Annotated in this window: 14 protein-coding genes and 2 pseudogenes; 8 read left to right on the top strand and 8 right to left on the bottom strand. The window is 66.7% G+C overall.

The window, feature by feature from the left end:
* The first annotated feature begins 253 nt into the window (after positions 1-253).
* The 3 genes and pseudogenes from LXX_RS13160 to LXX_RS15050 form a co-directional block, all read left to right on the top strand.
* The gene (locus LXX_RS13160) at positions 254-622 is read left to right on the top strand and encodes an acyltransferase family protein (protein ID WP_176714780.1); all 369 of its coding nucleotides are present in this window, start codon (positions 254-256) and stop codon (positions 620-622) included.
* Between the two features lie 307 nt (positions 623-929).
* A pseudogene (locus tag LXX_RS16445) lies at positions 930-1,289 on the top strand (acyltransferase family protein); the annotation flags it as partial.
* A gap of 331 nt (positions 1,290-1,620) precedes the next feature.
* Positions 1,621-2,334: pseudogene (locus LXX_RS15050) on the top strand (SGNH hydrolase domain-containing protein); the annotation flags it as partial.
* 149 nt (positions 2,335-2,483) lie between these two features.
* Here the strand turns inward: LXX_RS15050 and LXX_RS00910 are convergent.
* Genes LXX_RS00910 through LXX_RS00900 form a run of 3 tightly spaced genes read right to left on the bottom strand, consistent with a single transcriptional unit; the run spans position 2,484 to position 6,046 of the window.
* Entirely contained in the window at positions 2,484-3,854 is a 1,371-nt protein-coding gene (locus LXX_RS00910) for an FAD-dependent oxidoreductase (protein ID WP_011185254.1), read from the bottom strand.
* Positions 3,855-3,872: 18 nt separating this feature from the next.
* Positions 3,873-4,934 carry a polyprenyl synthetase family protein gene (locus LXX_RS00905; RefSeq protein WP_011185253.1) on the bottom strand — a complete coding sequence of 354 codons (1,062 nt, stop codon included), beginning with the start codon at positions 4,932-4,934 and terminating at the stop codon, positions 3,873-3,875.
* Positions 4,935-4,951: 17 nt separating this feature from the next.
* Complete coding sequence (locus LXX_RS00900; RefSeq protein ID WP_041768018.1) at positions 4,952-6,046, bottom strand: class I SAM-dependent methyltransferase; 1,095 nt, start codon at positions 6,044-6,046, stop codon at positions 4,952-4,954.
* Between the two features lie 111 nt (positions 6,047-6,157).
* On the opposite strand from LXX_RS00900, the gene LXX_RS00895 reads away from it, so the two are divergent.
* From LXX_RS00895 to LXX_RS00885, 3 genes are all read left to right on the top strand, one after another.
* A complete protein-coding gene (locus LXX_RS00895) occupies positions 6,158-7,468 on the top strand; it encodes an isochorismate synthase (protein ID WP_176714778.1) in 1,311 nt (436 codons plus the stop codon).
* Positions 7,469-7,969: 501 nt separating this feature from the next.
* Positions 7,970-8,644: a GntR family transcriptional regulator gene (locus tag LXX_RS00890; protein WP_011185250.1), complete on the top strand. Its 675-nt coding sequence runs from the start codon at positions 7,970-7,972 to the stop codon at positions 8,642-8,644.
* Positions 8,644-9,345 (top strand): GntR family transcriptional regulator, encoded by a 702-nt coding sequence (locus tag LXX_RS00885; RefSeq protein ID WP_041766907.1) that lies wholly within the window; start codon positions 8,644-8,646, stop codon positions 9,343-9,345. Before LXX_RS00890 ends, LXX_RS00885 begins: the two co-directional genes overlap by 1 nt.
* Positions 9,346-9,415: 70 nt before the next feature.
* On the opposite strand, the gene LXX_RS00880 is transcribed toward LXX_RS00885, so the two are convergent.
* The 5 genes from LXX_RS00880 to LXX_RS00865 all read right to left on the bottom strand — a co-directional run bounded on the left by LXX_RS00880 (position 9,416) and on the right by LXX_RS00865 (position 10,996).
* Positions 9,416-9,718 carry a Dabb family protein gene (locus tag LXX_RS00880; RefSeq protein ID WP_011185248.1) on the bottom strand — a complete coding sequence of 101 codons (303 nt, stop codon included), beginning with the start codon at positions 9,716-9,718 and terminating at the stop codon, positions 9,416-9,418.
* On the bottom strand, positions 9,715-9,984 hold the full coding sequence (locus tag LXX_RS00875) for a glutaredoxin family protein (RefSeq protein ID WP_011185247.1): 270 nt from the start codon (positions 9,982-9,984) through the stop codon (positions 9,715-9,717). Before LXX_RS00875 ends, LXX_RS00880 begins: the two co-directional genes overlap by 4 nt.
* A gap of 115 nt (positions 9,985-10,099) precedes the next feature.
* The gene (locus LXX_RS13155) at positions 10,100-10,198 is read right to left on the bottom strand and encodes a 30S ribosomal protein bS22 (protein WP_003792170.1); all 99 of its coding nucleotides are present in this window, start codon (positions 10,196-10,198) and stop codon (positions 10,100-10,102) included.
* A 70-nt stretch (positions 10,199-10,268) separates the two neighbouring features.
* Complete coding sequence (locus tag LXX_RS00870; protein ID WP_011185246.1) at positions 10,269-10,478, bottom strand: helix-turn-helix domain-containing protein; 210 nt, start codon at positions 10,476-10,478, stop codon at positions 10,269-10,271.
* A gap of 95 nt (positions 10,479-10,573) precedes the next feature.
* Entirely contained in the window at positions 10,574-10,996 is a 423-nt protein-coding gene (locus LXX_RS00865) for an ArsR/SmtB family transcription factor (RefSeq protein ID WP_011185245.1), read from the bottom strand.
* Between the two features lie 67 nt (positions 10,997-11,063).
* On the opposite strand from LXX_RS00865, the gene LXX_RS00860 reads away from it, so the two are divergent.
* Complete coding sequence (locus LXX_RS00860; RefSeq protein ID WP_041766905.1) at positions 11,064-12,500, top strand: TrkH family potassium uptake protein; 1,437 nt, start codon at positions 11,064-11,066, stop codon at positions 12,498-12,500.
* A complete protein-coding gene (locus LXX_RS00855; protein ID WP_011185243.1) occupies positions 12,493-13,164 on the top strand; it encodes a potassium channel family protein in 672 nt (223 codons plus the stop codon). The genes LXX_RS00860 and LXX_RS00855 overlap by 8 nt, the downstream gene beginning before the upstream one ends.
* Positions 13,165-13,473 lie beyond the last annotated feature (309 nt).

Here is a 13,473-nt window from a genome sequence, read left to right as displayed (position 1 = left end):
GAGTCGCGGATCTCCGGCGTCCGAGGAGTCGGCGGCGCTGAGTGCGCGGAGAACGATCTGAGCACCGGCGCTTCGACCGTCGGCCTGGGCGGCAGCACGATGTTCAGCCGCGGGACGGATGGGGAGTCAGCGGACCGGCCCCAGCAAACCGCCCGAGACCACACCACACCCCCAAATGGGTCACGGAAATCGCGTGGTGAAATTGAGATTTCGGAAGCCCGTATCCGCAAAACCCCACACCCGAGGAGCAATCTTGCCCCAAGCACGCTCACTTGCCAAACCCGGCGTCAAAAGGCAGGACATCCAAGGACTGCGTACACTCGCCGTTCTACTGGTCGTGGCCAACCACACGTTCGAGTGGCCGGCCGGCGGCTTCATCGGTGTGGACGTCTTCTTCGTCCTCTCCGGTTTCCTAATGACCTCAATCCTCTACCGCGAGGTCGACTCCACCGGCAGGATCAAGTTCTTCGCGTTCTACCGGCGGCGCATTCGGCGTCTCATCCCGGCCGCGGCTACAGTGATCGGTGCGACGATCGTGGCGTCGTACTTCCTCCTCGGGTCCGGCCGGTTCCAATCGGTGCTCTGGGACGGGCTGAGCGCCCTCGGATTCGTCTCCAACTGACGATTCGCGATCCAGCAGACGGACTACTTCAACCAGAGCGCGGCGACCTCGCCGCTTCAGCATTTCTGTTCGCTCTCCGTCGAGGAGCAGTTCTACCTCGTCTGGCCGCTCACGCTGCTCGCGCTCTTCGTGATCTGCTACAACTCGCGGTTCCGCCGCGCCGCCGTCACTCTGATCGCGCTGGCGGTGACCGTGCTGCTTTTCGCTGCCGCGCTCTCGCCTGACGAGCAGCGACCCGGGAAGCGCCTAATTCATCACGCCCGCCCGGCTGTGGGAGCTCCTGCTCGACGGTGTGATCGCCCTCTCCATGCCGCTCTTCTCCCGGTTCGGCGCCTGGTTCCGTCCGCTCGCCATGTGCGTCGGCTTCGCGGGAATCCTGGTCGCAGCGTTCGTCACCCCGGCCACGTCCGGTTTCCCCGCGCCGTGGTCCGCTCTCGCTGTACTCTCGACAGCGCTGATCCTCGCCTTCCCGTGGCAGCCCCGCCGCTTCGCTGCGCTGAACCCGCTGACGAACCCGGTCTCCGGTTACATCGGCGACATCTCCTACTCGCTGTATCTCTGGCACTTCCCCGCGATCATCCTCGTGACCGAAGGCTTCCGCGGTCTCCCCGGGCAGGGGACGCCGATCCCCGCGATCGTCGCCATCGCGGTCTCCTTCGTTCTCGCGGCTCTGAGCTACCGATTCGTCGAGGAACCGGTGCGGAAGTCGAGCTGGCTGGAACCCGGCAAGCGCCGCTCGGCCAGCAGCGTGCAGCGCCTCCGGGTGGTTGGACTCGGCGCGCTCACGATCGTGAGCTGTTTCGCCGTTGTGGCTGCTTTCGCGGTCAACCGCGCCGGCTCCGCCCAGGCCGTCGACAACACACCGTCCGCAGGTGCGACGGCGACAGCCCCCGACACGACAGCGAATCAGGGCGGAGAGACAGGCGCCGCGAAGACGGAGCTCCAGTCCAAGCTGAGCGCCGCCCTTCAGGCGACCAGCTGGCCCCAGCTGGACACAGATCCAGGAGACCCCCAAAGGCCCGCAGCTCGATCCGCGCTTCGACGAGTGCTCCTCCTTCAAATACAAGCGGGAATCCTGCACCTTCGGAGACCCCTCCGCCCCGAAAACGGCGGTGCTCGTCGGAGACTCGATCGGGGCAGCCTATCTTCCCGCGCTCGCCGAGGTCTTCGGTCAGGGCGAGTGGAAGCTCGAAACCGCTGCGTTCTACGCCTGCCCGTTCATCGACCTGCGTCTGGGCGACAGAGCTGCGGCAGCCGACGTCTGCGAGAAGCGGAGGAATGCCGAAGTCGAGCTTGTCACATCGACCAATCCCGACCTCGTCATCGTTGCGAACACCTACCTCCGCAATAAGACGCTCGGCACCGGCAAGTCCGCGACCCTCACGGAGTGGCAGACGGCGTTCGACGCACAGCTTACGAAGCTGGACGGCTCCTACAAGAGCATCACAGTCCTCCCTTCGCCCCCGTACGGTGCGAACATCGAGACCTGCTACTCGCCCCGCACCGGGCCGAAGGAGTGCGAGACGAAGGTGTCGGGCTCCGACTACACGCGGACGTTGAAGATGCTCTCCACCGTCATGGAGAAGCACAACGGAACGGTCGTGCAGAACCAGGACTGGTTCTGCGTCAAGGGCCGGTGCCCGGCCTTCGAGGGCACCAAGCTCATCAAGTTCGACGCGTGGCACCCCAGCGCGGAGTTCGTGCTGGACATCGTCCCGGTGATCCGGGAGGACTTCACCCCCGCTGATGACGGGAACCCCGGCCGCAGAGACGCCCGCGGACGCAACAGCCGAGTAACCCAGGAATCCCCGTGGCGGTCGCGGCTCTCCGCCGATGACCGCCACGGCCCCGGCCGGGATGGTCAGCTCTCGACGGCCGCCCCGTTAGACACCCGCACCATCTCCTCACGCGGGACGACCTTGATCCGGGCGCGCCCCTGCTCAGCGCCCAGCGCCTGTTCGTGGGTGTCGAGGCTGTGCCAGCCGTCGAGGTTCGTGTACTCCACACCGCGCTCGCGAAGCAGGTTCTCCACAGCTTCCTCGGCGGGGTCGATGGGCGACCACCAATTGCCCTGATCGTTGATCACATGTTTGATCGTCTCCATCGCATCCGACTTCGTGTGACCGATGAGCCCGACGGGGCCGCGCTTGATCCACCCGGTCGCATACACGCCGTACATGCGCTCGTTGTCGCCCTTGCGAAGCACCTGGCCCTCGTGGTTGGGGATCACACCATGCTTCTTGTCGAAGGGGATTCCGGGCAGCGGCGAGCCGAAGTAGCCCACCGCACGATAGAGAGCCTGGATGTCGAGCTCGCGCACCTCGCCGGTGCCGCGGGTCCCGCCCTCGCCGTCTGGCTCCGTGCGCTCGTATCGGAGAGCACGGACCTTCCCCGCCTCGTCGCCGACGACCTCGAGCGGCTTGGCGTAGAAATGGAGGTGCAGCCGTCGGGAGGCCCGGCCGACCTCGCGCTGACGCCACTGCTGAAGCACGCGATCGATCACCATCACCTGCTTGTTGCTGGCGATGGCGGCACGGGATTGCTCGTCATAGTCGAAGTCCTCGTCGTAGACGATCATGTCCACATCCCGCAGCTCACCCAGCTCACGCAGTTCCAGGGGAGTGAATTTCACCTGCGCAGGTCCCCGCCGGCCGAAGACATGTACGTCGGTGACGGGCGAATCGCGGAGGACCCGGTAAACATTGTCCGGAATCTCGGTCGGCAGCAGATCGTCGGCGTGTTTGGCCAGGATGCGCGACACATCGAGCGCGACGTTGCCGTTGCCGATCACGGCGACCGACTTCGCAGCCAGAGGCCAGGTGCGCGGCACATCGGGGTGGCCGTCGAACCAGCTCACGAAGTCCGCGGCGCCGTACGAGCCGCCGAAGCCGATGCCCGGGATTTCGAGATCGGCATCGTGGACAGCCCCGGTCGCGAAGATGACGGCGTTGTAGTGCCGTTTGAGGTCATCCAGGGTGATGTCGACGCCATAAGTCACGTTTCCGAAAATGCGGATGTCACCCCGGTCAAGCACGTCACGCAGGGCCGTGATGATGCCCTTGATGCGCGGGTGGTCCGGCGCGACGCCGTAACGGACGAGTCCGTAGGGAGCGGGGAGCGTTTCGAAGAGGTCGATCGAGACGTCGAATCCGCGTTCGGCCTTGAGCAAGATGTCAGCAGCGTAGATCCCTGCGGGGCCGGCCCCGACGATGGCCAGTCGGAGTTTGGTCATGCGTTATTTCCTTCTCGCTCAGCTCGAACGTTCGACGATCGTGTCGGCGAACCTCACCAGTGCTTTCTTGACGGGGCCTTCTGGCAGGGGCTCCAGCGCCTCGAAGGCCTCGCGCGCCCAGCGGTGCGCCTCCTCCAGCGTCTGGCGCGTCACCTCGTGCTCGCGCAGTGCCGAGATCGCCGCCGTCGCCTCGGGCGTGACCTCGCCGTCGTCAGCGGTGCTGCCCATCACATCCCGATCCAACCGGTCCAGCAGAGCGGCGGCCTCGGGATCGCGCAGCGCGCGCTCCCGCAAGCGCAGCACCGGCAACGTCGCCACACCGGCACGCAGATCGTTGCCCGGGGTCTTGCCGGTCTCGGCCACACCCTCCGACGAGAGATCGATCACATCGTCGATGAGCTGGAACGCGACGCCGATCTTCTCGCCGAAAGTAACGACCGGCTCCTCATAGGAAGAGTCGGCGCCCGAGAACACGATGCCCATCTGAGCCGCGACCGCGATCAGGGAACCGGTCTTGTCCTCCAGCACACGGATGTAGTGGGCGACCGCGTCTTCTCCGTCCTGCGGCCCGATGGTCTCGTGCAACTGCCCGAGACAGAGTCGCTCGAACGTATCGGCCTGCAACTGGATGGCCCGCTCGCCGAGCGAGGAGACTAGTTTGCTGGCGCGCGCGAACAGCAGGTCACCGGTGAGCACGGCCACCGAGTTTCCCCACACGAACTGCGCGGTCGGGACCCCCCGGCGCATCTGCGAGTCATCCATCACGTCATCGTGGTAGAGCGAGGCGAGGTGGGTGATCTCGACGGCCTGTGCCGCCTGAAGCACCTCAGGCGTGTTCCCTTTCCCGAGCTGGGCCGTCAGCAGCGTCAGCATCGGCCGTACGCGCTTCCCACCCGCCTCGAGCAGATAGCGTGTGGTGACATCGGCCAGGTTGTCGGCAAACCGCACCTCCCGGTGCAGCGCCTCCTCGACCAGCGCGAGCCCGTCGTCGACGGCGGTCGCGACCTGCCTGGCCTCCCCGCGCGCGAAAATCCGCTCGGTGAAGCCCAGCTGACCGGTCAGAGTCACGGGACGCCTCAAGGCCGGAACACTTCGTGTCACTGCTCCCCCTCGGGTGGGATGGCGGACGATGAGTATTCGGAACCAGCGCCTCCCCCGGATGCCGCCCCGCGACCGGAGGACCTTCCCGCCGAGCCGGAAGGTTTTCCTGCCGAGTCTGTTGATTTGTCGATGGCGGGCTTCGCGGTCGCGGGCTTCGGGGACGCAGGTTTCGCGGCGACGGATTTCTCCGGCGCGGACTTCCGGGGGGAGGGTGCCACGCTCTCAGATTTCGCGGGCGCGGACTTGCGGGTGGCGGGCTTCGCCGTCGCAGACGTCGCCGTGGCCGAGCTGTCGGGTCCTGGCTTTCCCCGTTCGGGCTCACCCGGCGCAGAGTCCTCCGGCGCAGACTGCTTCAGCACAGACTCCGCTGCGGGGGCCGCCTTCGCGGTGAGCGGCTTCCAGCCCCTGTGCAGTGCCACGATCCCCGCCGTCAGGTTGCGCCAGGCCACATCCTGATATCCAGCCTCCCGCAACCACGCCGCAAGCTCCGGCTGCTCCGGCCAGGCCTGAATCGAGTCCATCAGATACTCGTACGCGGCCGGGTTGGAACTCGCCGCACGCGCCAGCACGGGCATCCCCCAGCGGAGATACACGTTGTACCCGCTGCGGATGAGAGCCACGGGAGGGTGGGAGAACTCGCAGATCACGACACGACCGCCCGGCTTGGTGACGCGGTAGAACTCCGCGAGCGCCCGGCGCGGTTCGACGATGTTGCGCAGGCCGAACGCGATGGTGACCGCGTCGAAGGTGTCGTCGGGGAACGGGAGGTCAGTGGCATCGGCCTGCTGGAAAGTAACGAACGGGTTGCCGGATTGCCGCCGCCGGCCGACCTCGATCATGCCCGGAGAGAAGTCGGCCGCGACGACGCGGGCGCCGTTGCGGGCGAGGGAGGCGCTAGATGTTCCCGTGCCCGCGGCGATGTCGAGAATGGTCTCGCCGGCGAGAGGGCCGACGGCTCGGGTCGTCGCCGCTCGCCAGAGGCTCGCATTGCCCATCGAGAGGACGGCGTTGGTCCGGTCGTAGTGGGTGGAGACCTCATCGAACATGGCGACGACCTGCACGGGCTGCTTACTGAGGTCGGCCTTACTCACCACACCAGCTTAGGCTGCGCCGTGAGTACGTGCATTCCGGGGCTCTCGAACGCGGGGAACCGTCAGCCAACGCGCGTCCGGCACCCAGCGTCTCCGGCGTAGGCTTGCCGGGTGAATGCACACGGGACCCCCCGACGGGCGACGGGCGTGACGGTTCTCTCGGTCGAGACCACACCGCTCGACGACGTCCACCAGCTGATCCCGTTCCTCGACTCCCGCCGGCCGCTGGTCTGGCTCCGCAACGGTGAAGGGATGGCGGGGATCGGTGAGGCGCTACGGCTCGAATTCTCGGGCGCGGACCGCATCCGGGAAGCATCGGCGACGTGGCGCGCGACGGTGGACGCCGCCATCGTGACCGACAGCGTGCGGACTCCGGGCACCGGTCTGGTCGCTTTCGGGGCGTTCGCGTTCGCCGACGACAGCGCGGCCACAAGCACCCTGATCGTGCCAGATTTCATCGTCGGACGCCGCGACGGCCGCAGCTGGGTGACACGCATCAGCCCGATCCGCGCCGAAAAGGCCGCCGAAGCGGGAAGAACCGCCGAACCCGGGAAAGGGAACCCCGCCGCGACCGCGATACCCCGGCCCACCGCCTTCGGCGACAAGTGTCGCGTGAACTTCCTCCCCGGCTCGCTCAGCGAAGACGGCTACCGCGAGGCCGTGGCGACCGCCGTGGACCGTATCCGGAAGCACGGGCTCGCGAAGGCCGTCCTCGCCCGCGATCTCTCGGCACACCTGCCGCTCGGATCCGATGCCAGACGGGCGTTGGCCGAACTCGCGCTCGGATACCCCGACTGCTGGACGTTCGCGGTGGACGGATTGATCGGCTCCTCTCCGGAGACACTGGTGCGCGTCCACCACGGCACGGTGACCGCTCGCGTCCTCGCAGGCACGATGTCCCGGGGCCAGGATGCCGCAGCCGACCGGGAGGCGGCCGACGCACTCGCGGCCTCCGCGAAGGATCAGGACGAGCACCGCTTCGCCGTCGCGAGCGTCATCGGGGCACTCCGCCCGCACAGCGCCGACCTTGCGGCCAGCGACCGCCCCTTCACGCTCAAACTACCGAACCTCTGGCATCTCGCCACCGACGTGGCCGGGACCCTCAGCGACGGTTCTAGCTCCCTCGGCCTCGCCGACGCTCTGCACCCGACCGCTGCGGTGGCGGGGACGCCGACGAGGGATGCCGTGGCGCTCATCCGCGAGCTCGAACCGTTCGACCGAGGCCGCTACGCCGGCCCGGTCGGCTGGGTCGGCGGAGACGGCGACGGCGAGTGGGCCATCGCCCTGCGCTGCGCCCAGCTCGGGGAGAACGGCGACCTGACAGCCTACGCCGGCGCCGGGATCGTCGCCGACTCCGACCCCGATCGCGAACTGGCGGAGACGGCCATCAAATTCCGGCCGATCGTGGAGGCATTCGGCTGAGCCCGGCCCAGCCCGCGGGCGCCGATCGACGCGGCCTCCGGTTGCGGCCAACCGAGCCTTCTCCGTGGCCACACAGCAGGCCGCCAGCCGGGTCAGATCCAGCTTCTCCAGGGCGTCGATGAGCAGGTGCCGCACGGCGAGGCGCGCGTACCGCTTCCGGTTCGCCGGGACGACGAACCCCCGGCGCGTACACGGTCGAGGTGAGCTCGAACACGAGCTGGTACGCCTCTTTCTCCCCCGCGGTGGCAGCGGCGAAAAAGCCGCTCCTGCCGACCAGCGAGGATGGCCGAGCCTTCCGCCAGCGCCCGCTCGCCGTCCACCTTTCCGGCCTCGCCGCAGCCGCGGCGGCAGATTCGGCACCATGCGGCCAACTGAGCCGCGACCGCCCACAGCGCCACCCGGGACCGGGCCCGGATCGGGCTCGGGATCCCGCTCAAGCGATTTCGACACGCTTAAGGATTCAGGATTGGAATCCCGAGCAGGTGGATGTAATATTCATGTATGCCTGTACCCATTACCGAAGCCGTCAGTCCCCGACGGCTCATCAGAGACGAAGTCTTCGAACGGCTTCTTGACGCCATCGTCGGTGGGGACCTCACGCCCGGCGAACAACTGTACGACGCTGAGATCGAAAAGTGGGTGGGTGTCTCCCGAACACCCGTCCGCGAAGCGCTCAACCAGCTCGCCGCTATGGGCCTCGTGGAGATCCTGCCGCAGAAACGAACCAGAGTCACCCCGATCAACCCGGCACGCCTGCGCGGCCTGATTGAGACTACCGGAACTCTGCTGAGCGGTGTGGCGCGGGATGCGACCGCCTTCCTGACCGACGCCGACAAACAGAAGCTGCGCGATTTTCAGGAGCGCATCTCCGGCGGCACGGACAGACTCGACCGCGACCGGGCGCTCACGGAGTCGTTCATCAACGTCTTCGTCCGGCGCCTGGACAACAAGACGATCGCCCGCCTGGCCAATCGCCACCTCCCCGAGGTCCGCCGAGCGCTCATCGTCGCGCCGTCGTCCGAGGCGTTCGAGAAGGCGCAGCCCTTCGTGGAACCGATCGTGGACGCGGCCATCGCCGGCGACGGAAAGACGGTCGCGCAGGGCGTAGCCGATTACTGGAACAAGGGGCTCATCACCGTCGTGGACGAATTCGAAGCAGTGGAGAGGAACAGCTGATGCCGCTTCCCGTGAAGGACAGCGCGCCCGTCGAGCGTCAGCTCCTGCGCGACGTCGTCTACAACCGCCTCTACGAGGGCATCCTGGATGGCACGCTCGAGCCGGGTGAGACCCTGCTCGACGAGAAGCTCACCACCTGGCTGGGCGTCTCACGCACCCCCATCCGCGAAGCCCTGATGAAACTCGCCGACATCGGCCTGGTGGAGATGGCGCCGAACCGGTACACCCGGGTCGCCCCGATCGACCTGCGCGCGATCGACGAGGCCGTCTACACGTCCGGACTGCTGCACGAATACGCCGCCCGAACGGCGGTGTCCACGCTCGACAACGCCGCGATCGGCCGCCTCGAGAAGGCGCTGAAACAGGTCAAGAAGACGGCGAAATCCGGGCAGGCCCCCGCGCTCGGTCAGGCGCTCAACGACTTCTTCCTGGAGTTCGGGCGCGACAGCCACAACCAGGCGCTGCTTGCGATCAGCGAAGGTCTGGGCCCGCAGCTGCTGCGCTATGTGTCGGTGTGGCATCTTCCGTTCGCCACGGAGGACATCGCGGAGCGGGTCGCCGAGATCTTCGACGCGGCCAAAGCCAAAGACGCCGACAGGACCGGCGAACTCATCAAAACGCTCTTCGAGCCCACGTATGACCAGTTCGTCGCCGACTACCGGCGAACGCACGCGGAAATCGACGAGGCGCCGATCATCTGACACCACGACAATCGGGAGAAAGCGCCCGGTGCCACACGGCACCGGGCGCTTTCCGTGTCGCCGGACCGGCTCAGAGCTCGAAATCGACCGCCGAACGCCCACGGACGACCGTGCGGATGTATCCGGCGATCTCCCTGTGCGCGGGGGCGTCGACATAGCGCTGCAATGCCTCCGCGTCCGCGAAGTCGCCGATGAGGACGACATCGTGATTCTCCCCGGAGAACAGGGCGTTGATCCCGACCTCGAAGCTCAGGATCTCCGGCACCACCGCAGGCAGCGACTCGATGCCCGCCTTGATTCGCGCGACCTGCTCGGCCCGCTCGGACGGGTCCTCGGTCGCGAGCTTCAACATGACGACGTGGCGGATGGTCATCGGTCCTCCAGGAGTGCGGTGCGCAGGCGCGCGGGATCGACGCGCCAGAAAGTGTGCATCCGGCCGTCGATCAGAACGACCGGGATCTCCTCGACGTACTTCTCGTGCAGAACGGGGTCCCGCAGGATGTCGTGTTCTTCGACCGTGACGGCCGGAGCGTCCTCCGGCAGGCCCGCCACCACCGCTGCGACGACACGGCGGGCATCATCGCAGAGGTGGCACCCGGGTTTGCCGATGAGGGCGAGGAGGCGGTAAGCGGGAGGCACGGCAGCTAGCCTAGCGACGACGGTAGCCGCTGCGCTGGCCGGGGCCGGCACGCAGCGGTCACAGCAAAAAGCGCCGGGCCGTGAGAACCGACGCTTGAGCCTCAGACGCTGTGGTCTACTTCTTGTTGCGACGCTGGTGGCGCGTCTTGCGCAGAAGCTTGCGGTGCTTCTTCTTCGCCATACGCTTGCGACGCTTCTTGATAACGGAACCCACGGAGACCTCACAAAATTTGGGGAGTTTGCCGCGGGATACGCGGCTACACAAGCAACCAGTCTACCGGACGTCACGCGGTGACGGCGACACCCTGCTTGAGGGCCTGCGTGACAGCAGACTCCGGCACCCGGAACGAACGCCCGAACCGGATGGCCGGCAGCTGCCCGGAATGCACGAGCCGATACACGGTCATCCGCGAGACGCGCATCATCTCGGCGACCTCGGCGACCGTCAGGAAGCGCACATCGCTCAACGCGCTCGAAGCGGCATCGTGACCCATCGACCGTCCTCTCTCGCCCACCACGCTACTCGGGTCGAGCCGACGGGCGCTAAGGAACTCTAGAACCGCTTCGCCCCGACGGCAAGCGGTGACGGTCAGCGCTCGTCGCGACGCCAGATCTTGGGCGTGACCCGTTCGACGCGGTGGCGGGTGTCGGCGAGCACCTTCCCGACCGTGCTGGCGAACTCGCGGGTCTCCTGCGCGAGCTGCGCGGAAAGGGCGGACACATCCATATCGGCGGCAGTGAACGGGATGACCCAGTCCTCCACAGCCTCCAGCGGCGTCGGGTCGATGCGGTAGTAGCGGTGCTGGCCCTCCTCTCGCACAACGACGAGCGCGGCTTCCCGCAGCACCTTCAGATGCTTGGACACTGTCGGCTGGCTGAGTTCCAGCCGCGCCACGATCTCCGAGACCGAAATTTCGCCTGCGGGCGACGACTGATCCGAGTTGCGGTCGAGCAGCACTCTCAGGATGTCCCGCCGCGTCGGGTCGGCGATCACGTCGAAGATGTCGGCCATTCCACCAGGCTAGTCGCCTCGCAGTCGGAGTACCATGTCGGAAGCTATCGGTGGGAAGGAACGTTCGATGCGCACCACGCGGGCGGTCCGGCTAGGAACCATCACGCCCGTGGGGCGGGTGCGCGCGGCAGTCAACGGGTTCGCACAGCGCAGCCCGTCCCGCTTCGCCATCCTGGTGTTCGCCGCGCTCATCCTGGTGTTCACACTGCTCTTCTCGCTGCCGATCTCCTCGGCGAGCGGGCACGTCACCGGACTGGCCGACTCGCTGTTCACAGCGATCTCGGTCATCTGCGTCACGGGGCTCTCCACCGTGGACATGGCGACGCACTGGTCGGTGTTCGGGCATCTGCTGGTCTATCTCGGCGTGCAGATCGGCGCGGTCGGCGTGCTGACGATGGCGAGCATTCTGGGGCTCGTCATCTCACGTCGGCTGGGGCTGCGCGCCAAGCTGATAGCAGCGAGCGACAGCAACCCTCTGCGTATGCACTCCGGGCCGGTGGCCGAGGGGCAGGCGGTGCTGCTCGGCGACGTCGGCAAGCTCCTTCGGACCGTCGCGATCAGCATGATCGTCATCGAGGGGCTCGTCGCCGTACTGCTCTTCCCGCGGATGCTGATCGCGGGAGTGAACGTCGGCACAGCCCTCTGGGAGAGCGTCTACTACTCGGCGATGGCGTTCACGAACACCGGCTTCGCACCGAACGCCGAGGGGCTGACGCCGTTCGTGAACGACTTCTGGTTCCTCGGCGCTCTGATGATCGGCGTGTTCCTCGGAGCCATCGGGTTCCCCGTCATCCTGGCCATCGCGTCCAATCTGCGACGCAGGCGGCGGCGGTGGTCCATCCATGTCAAGCTGACGCTGCTCATGTCGGTCATCCTGCTGGTCGTGGGCGCGGTGCTGTACATCGTGCTCGAACACGACAACGCTAAGACGTTCGGCGGCTTGGATGCCGGGCACACGGTTTTCCAGTCCTTCTTCCTGTCCACGATGGCGCGATCGGGTGGGTTCTCGACCATCGACATCGACGACCTGCACGGCTCCAGCCTGCTGGTGACCGACATGCTGATGTTCATCGGCGGCGGATCGGCCTCCACCGCCGGCGGCATCAAGGTGACGACGCTCGCGGTGCTCTTCCTCGCGGCCGTCGCGGAAGCGCGCGGGGTGGAGCCGATGGATGCGTTCCGACGACGCATCCCCGTGGACGTGCTGCGACTGGCGGTGGCGGTGGCGCTCTGGGGGGCGACGATCGTGGCGGTGTCCGCCGTCCTGATCTTGCAGATCACCAAAGCGCCGCTCGACCATGTGCTCTTCGACGTCATCTCGGCGTTCGCGACCTGCGGCCTGTCCACCGGCCTCACCGAGAAGCTGCCCGACGCGGGCGTCTACGTCATGGCCGCCACGATGTTCTGCGGTCGCGTTGGTACAGTGACACTCGCCGCGGCGCTGGCCCAGAGCCAGCGCAAGCAGCTCTACCAGAACCCCGAGGAGAGGACGCTCGTTGGTTGACCGTATCAAGCACAACGCCCCCGTCCTGGTGATCGGGCTCGGCCGCTTCGGGGCGGCCACAGCCGGTCAGCTGGACCGGCTGAACCGCGAAGTCCTCGCGATCGACACCGATCCCAGCCTCGTGCAGAAGTGGGCGGACCGCGTGACGCACACCGTCCAGGCGGATGCGCGCTCGATCGAGACGCTGCGGCAGATTGGTGCGGAAGACTTCTCCATCGCGGTCGTCGCTGTCGGTTCGTCCATCGAGGCGAGCGTGCTCATCACCGCGAACTTGGTCGACCTACGCATCCCCCAGATCTGGGCCAAGGCGATCTCGCAGTCGCACGGCAAGATCCTCGAGCGCATCGGCGCCAACCACGTCATCTATCCGGAGGCGGAAGCCGGCGAGCGGGTCGCGCACCTCGTCTCCGGACGGATGCTCGACTTCATCGAGTTCGACGACGACTTCGCGCTCGTGAAGATGTACCCACCGAAGCCCATCCGCGGCCTGAACCTCACCGAGTCGGGCGTGCGCACCAAGCACAACATCACGGTCGTCGGGGTGAAATCCCCCGGCAAGCCATTCACCTACGCCACGGCCGACACCGTTGTCTCCAACCACGACCTCATCATCGTCTCCGGCGCCTCCGCCGACATCGAACGCTTCGCCGCCCTCGACGCCTAGCTGTAGTTCCTCGTGAGGTTGCGAACGCGGGCTGCTGGGTTGAGCCGCTGATGCCGGTGTAGGGTCGGTGGTGATTGTGGTGCTGGTGCCGGTGCAGGGGTCGTATTCGAGTTGGATGAATGCGTGAGACTTCCGGCGCGGTTCTGCGGCTCTCGATGTCGGGATTGATCGCTGGGTAGGCTCCCTCTCATGCGTTCGACTCAGACCTCGTGGTGGTGGCTGCGGTAGCAGCCTTGACGCATGTTCGCGGGCTGCATGGCAGTTCACGAACCCGCGATCATCGCCGTGCAGTCCTCCATTCTGGAAGGT

It is taken from the genome of Leifsonia xyli subsp. xyli str. CTCB07, assembly GCF_000007665.1.
Taxonomy (GTDB): domain Bacteria; phylum Actinomycetota; class Actinomycetes; order Actinomycetales; family Microbacteriaceae; genus Leifsonia; species Leifsonia xyli_C.
This window is presented reverse-complemented; position numbering and strand designations above follow the sequence as displayed.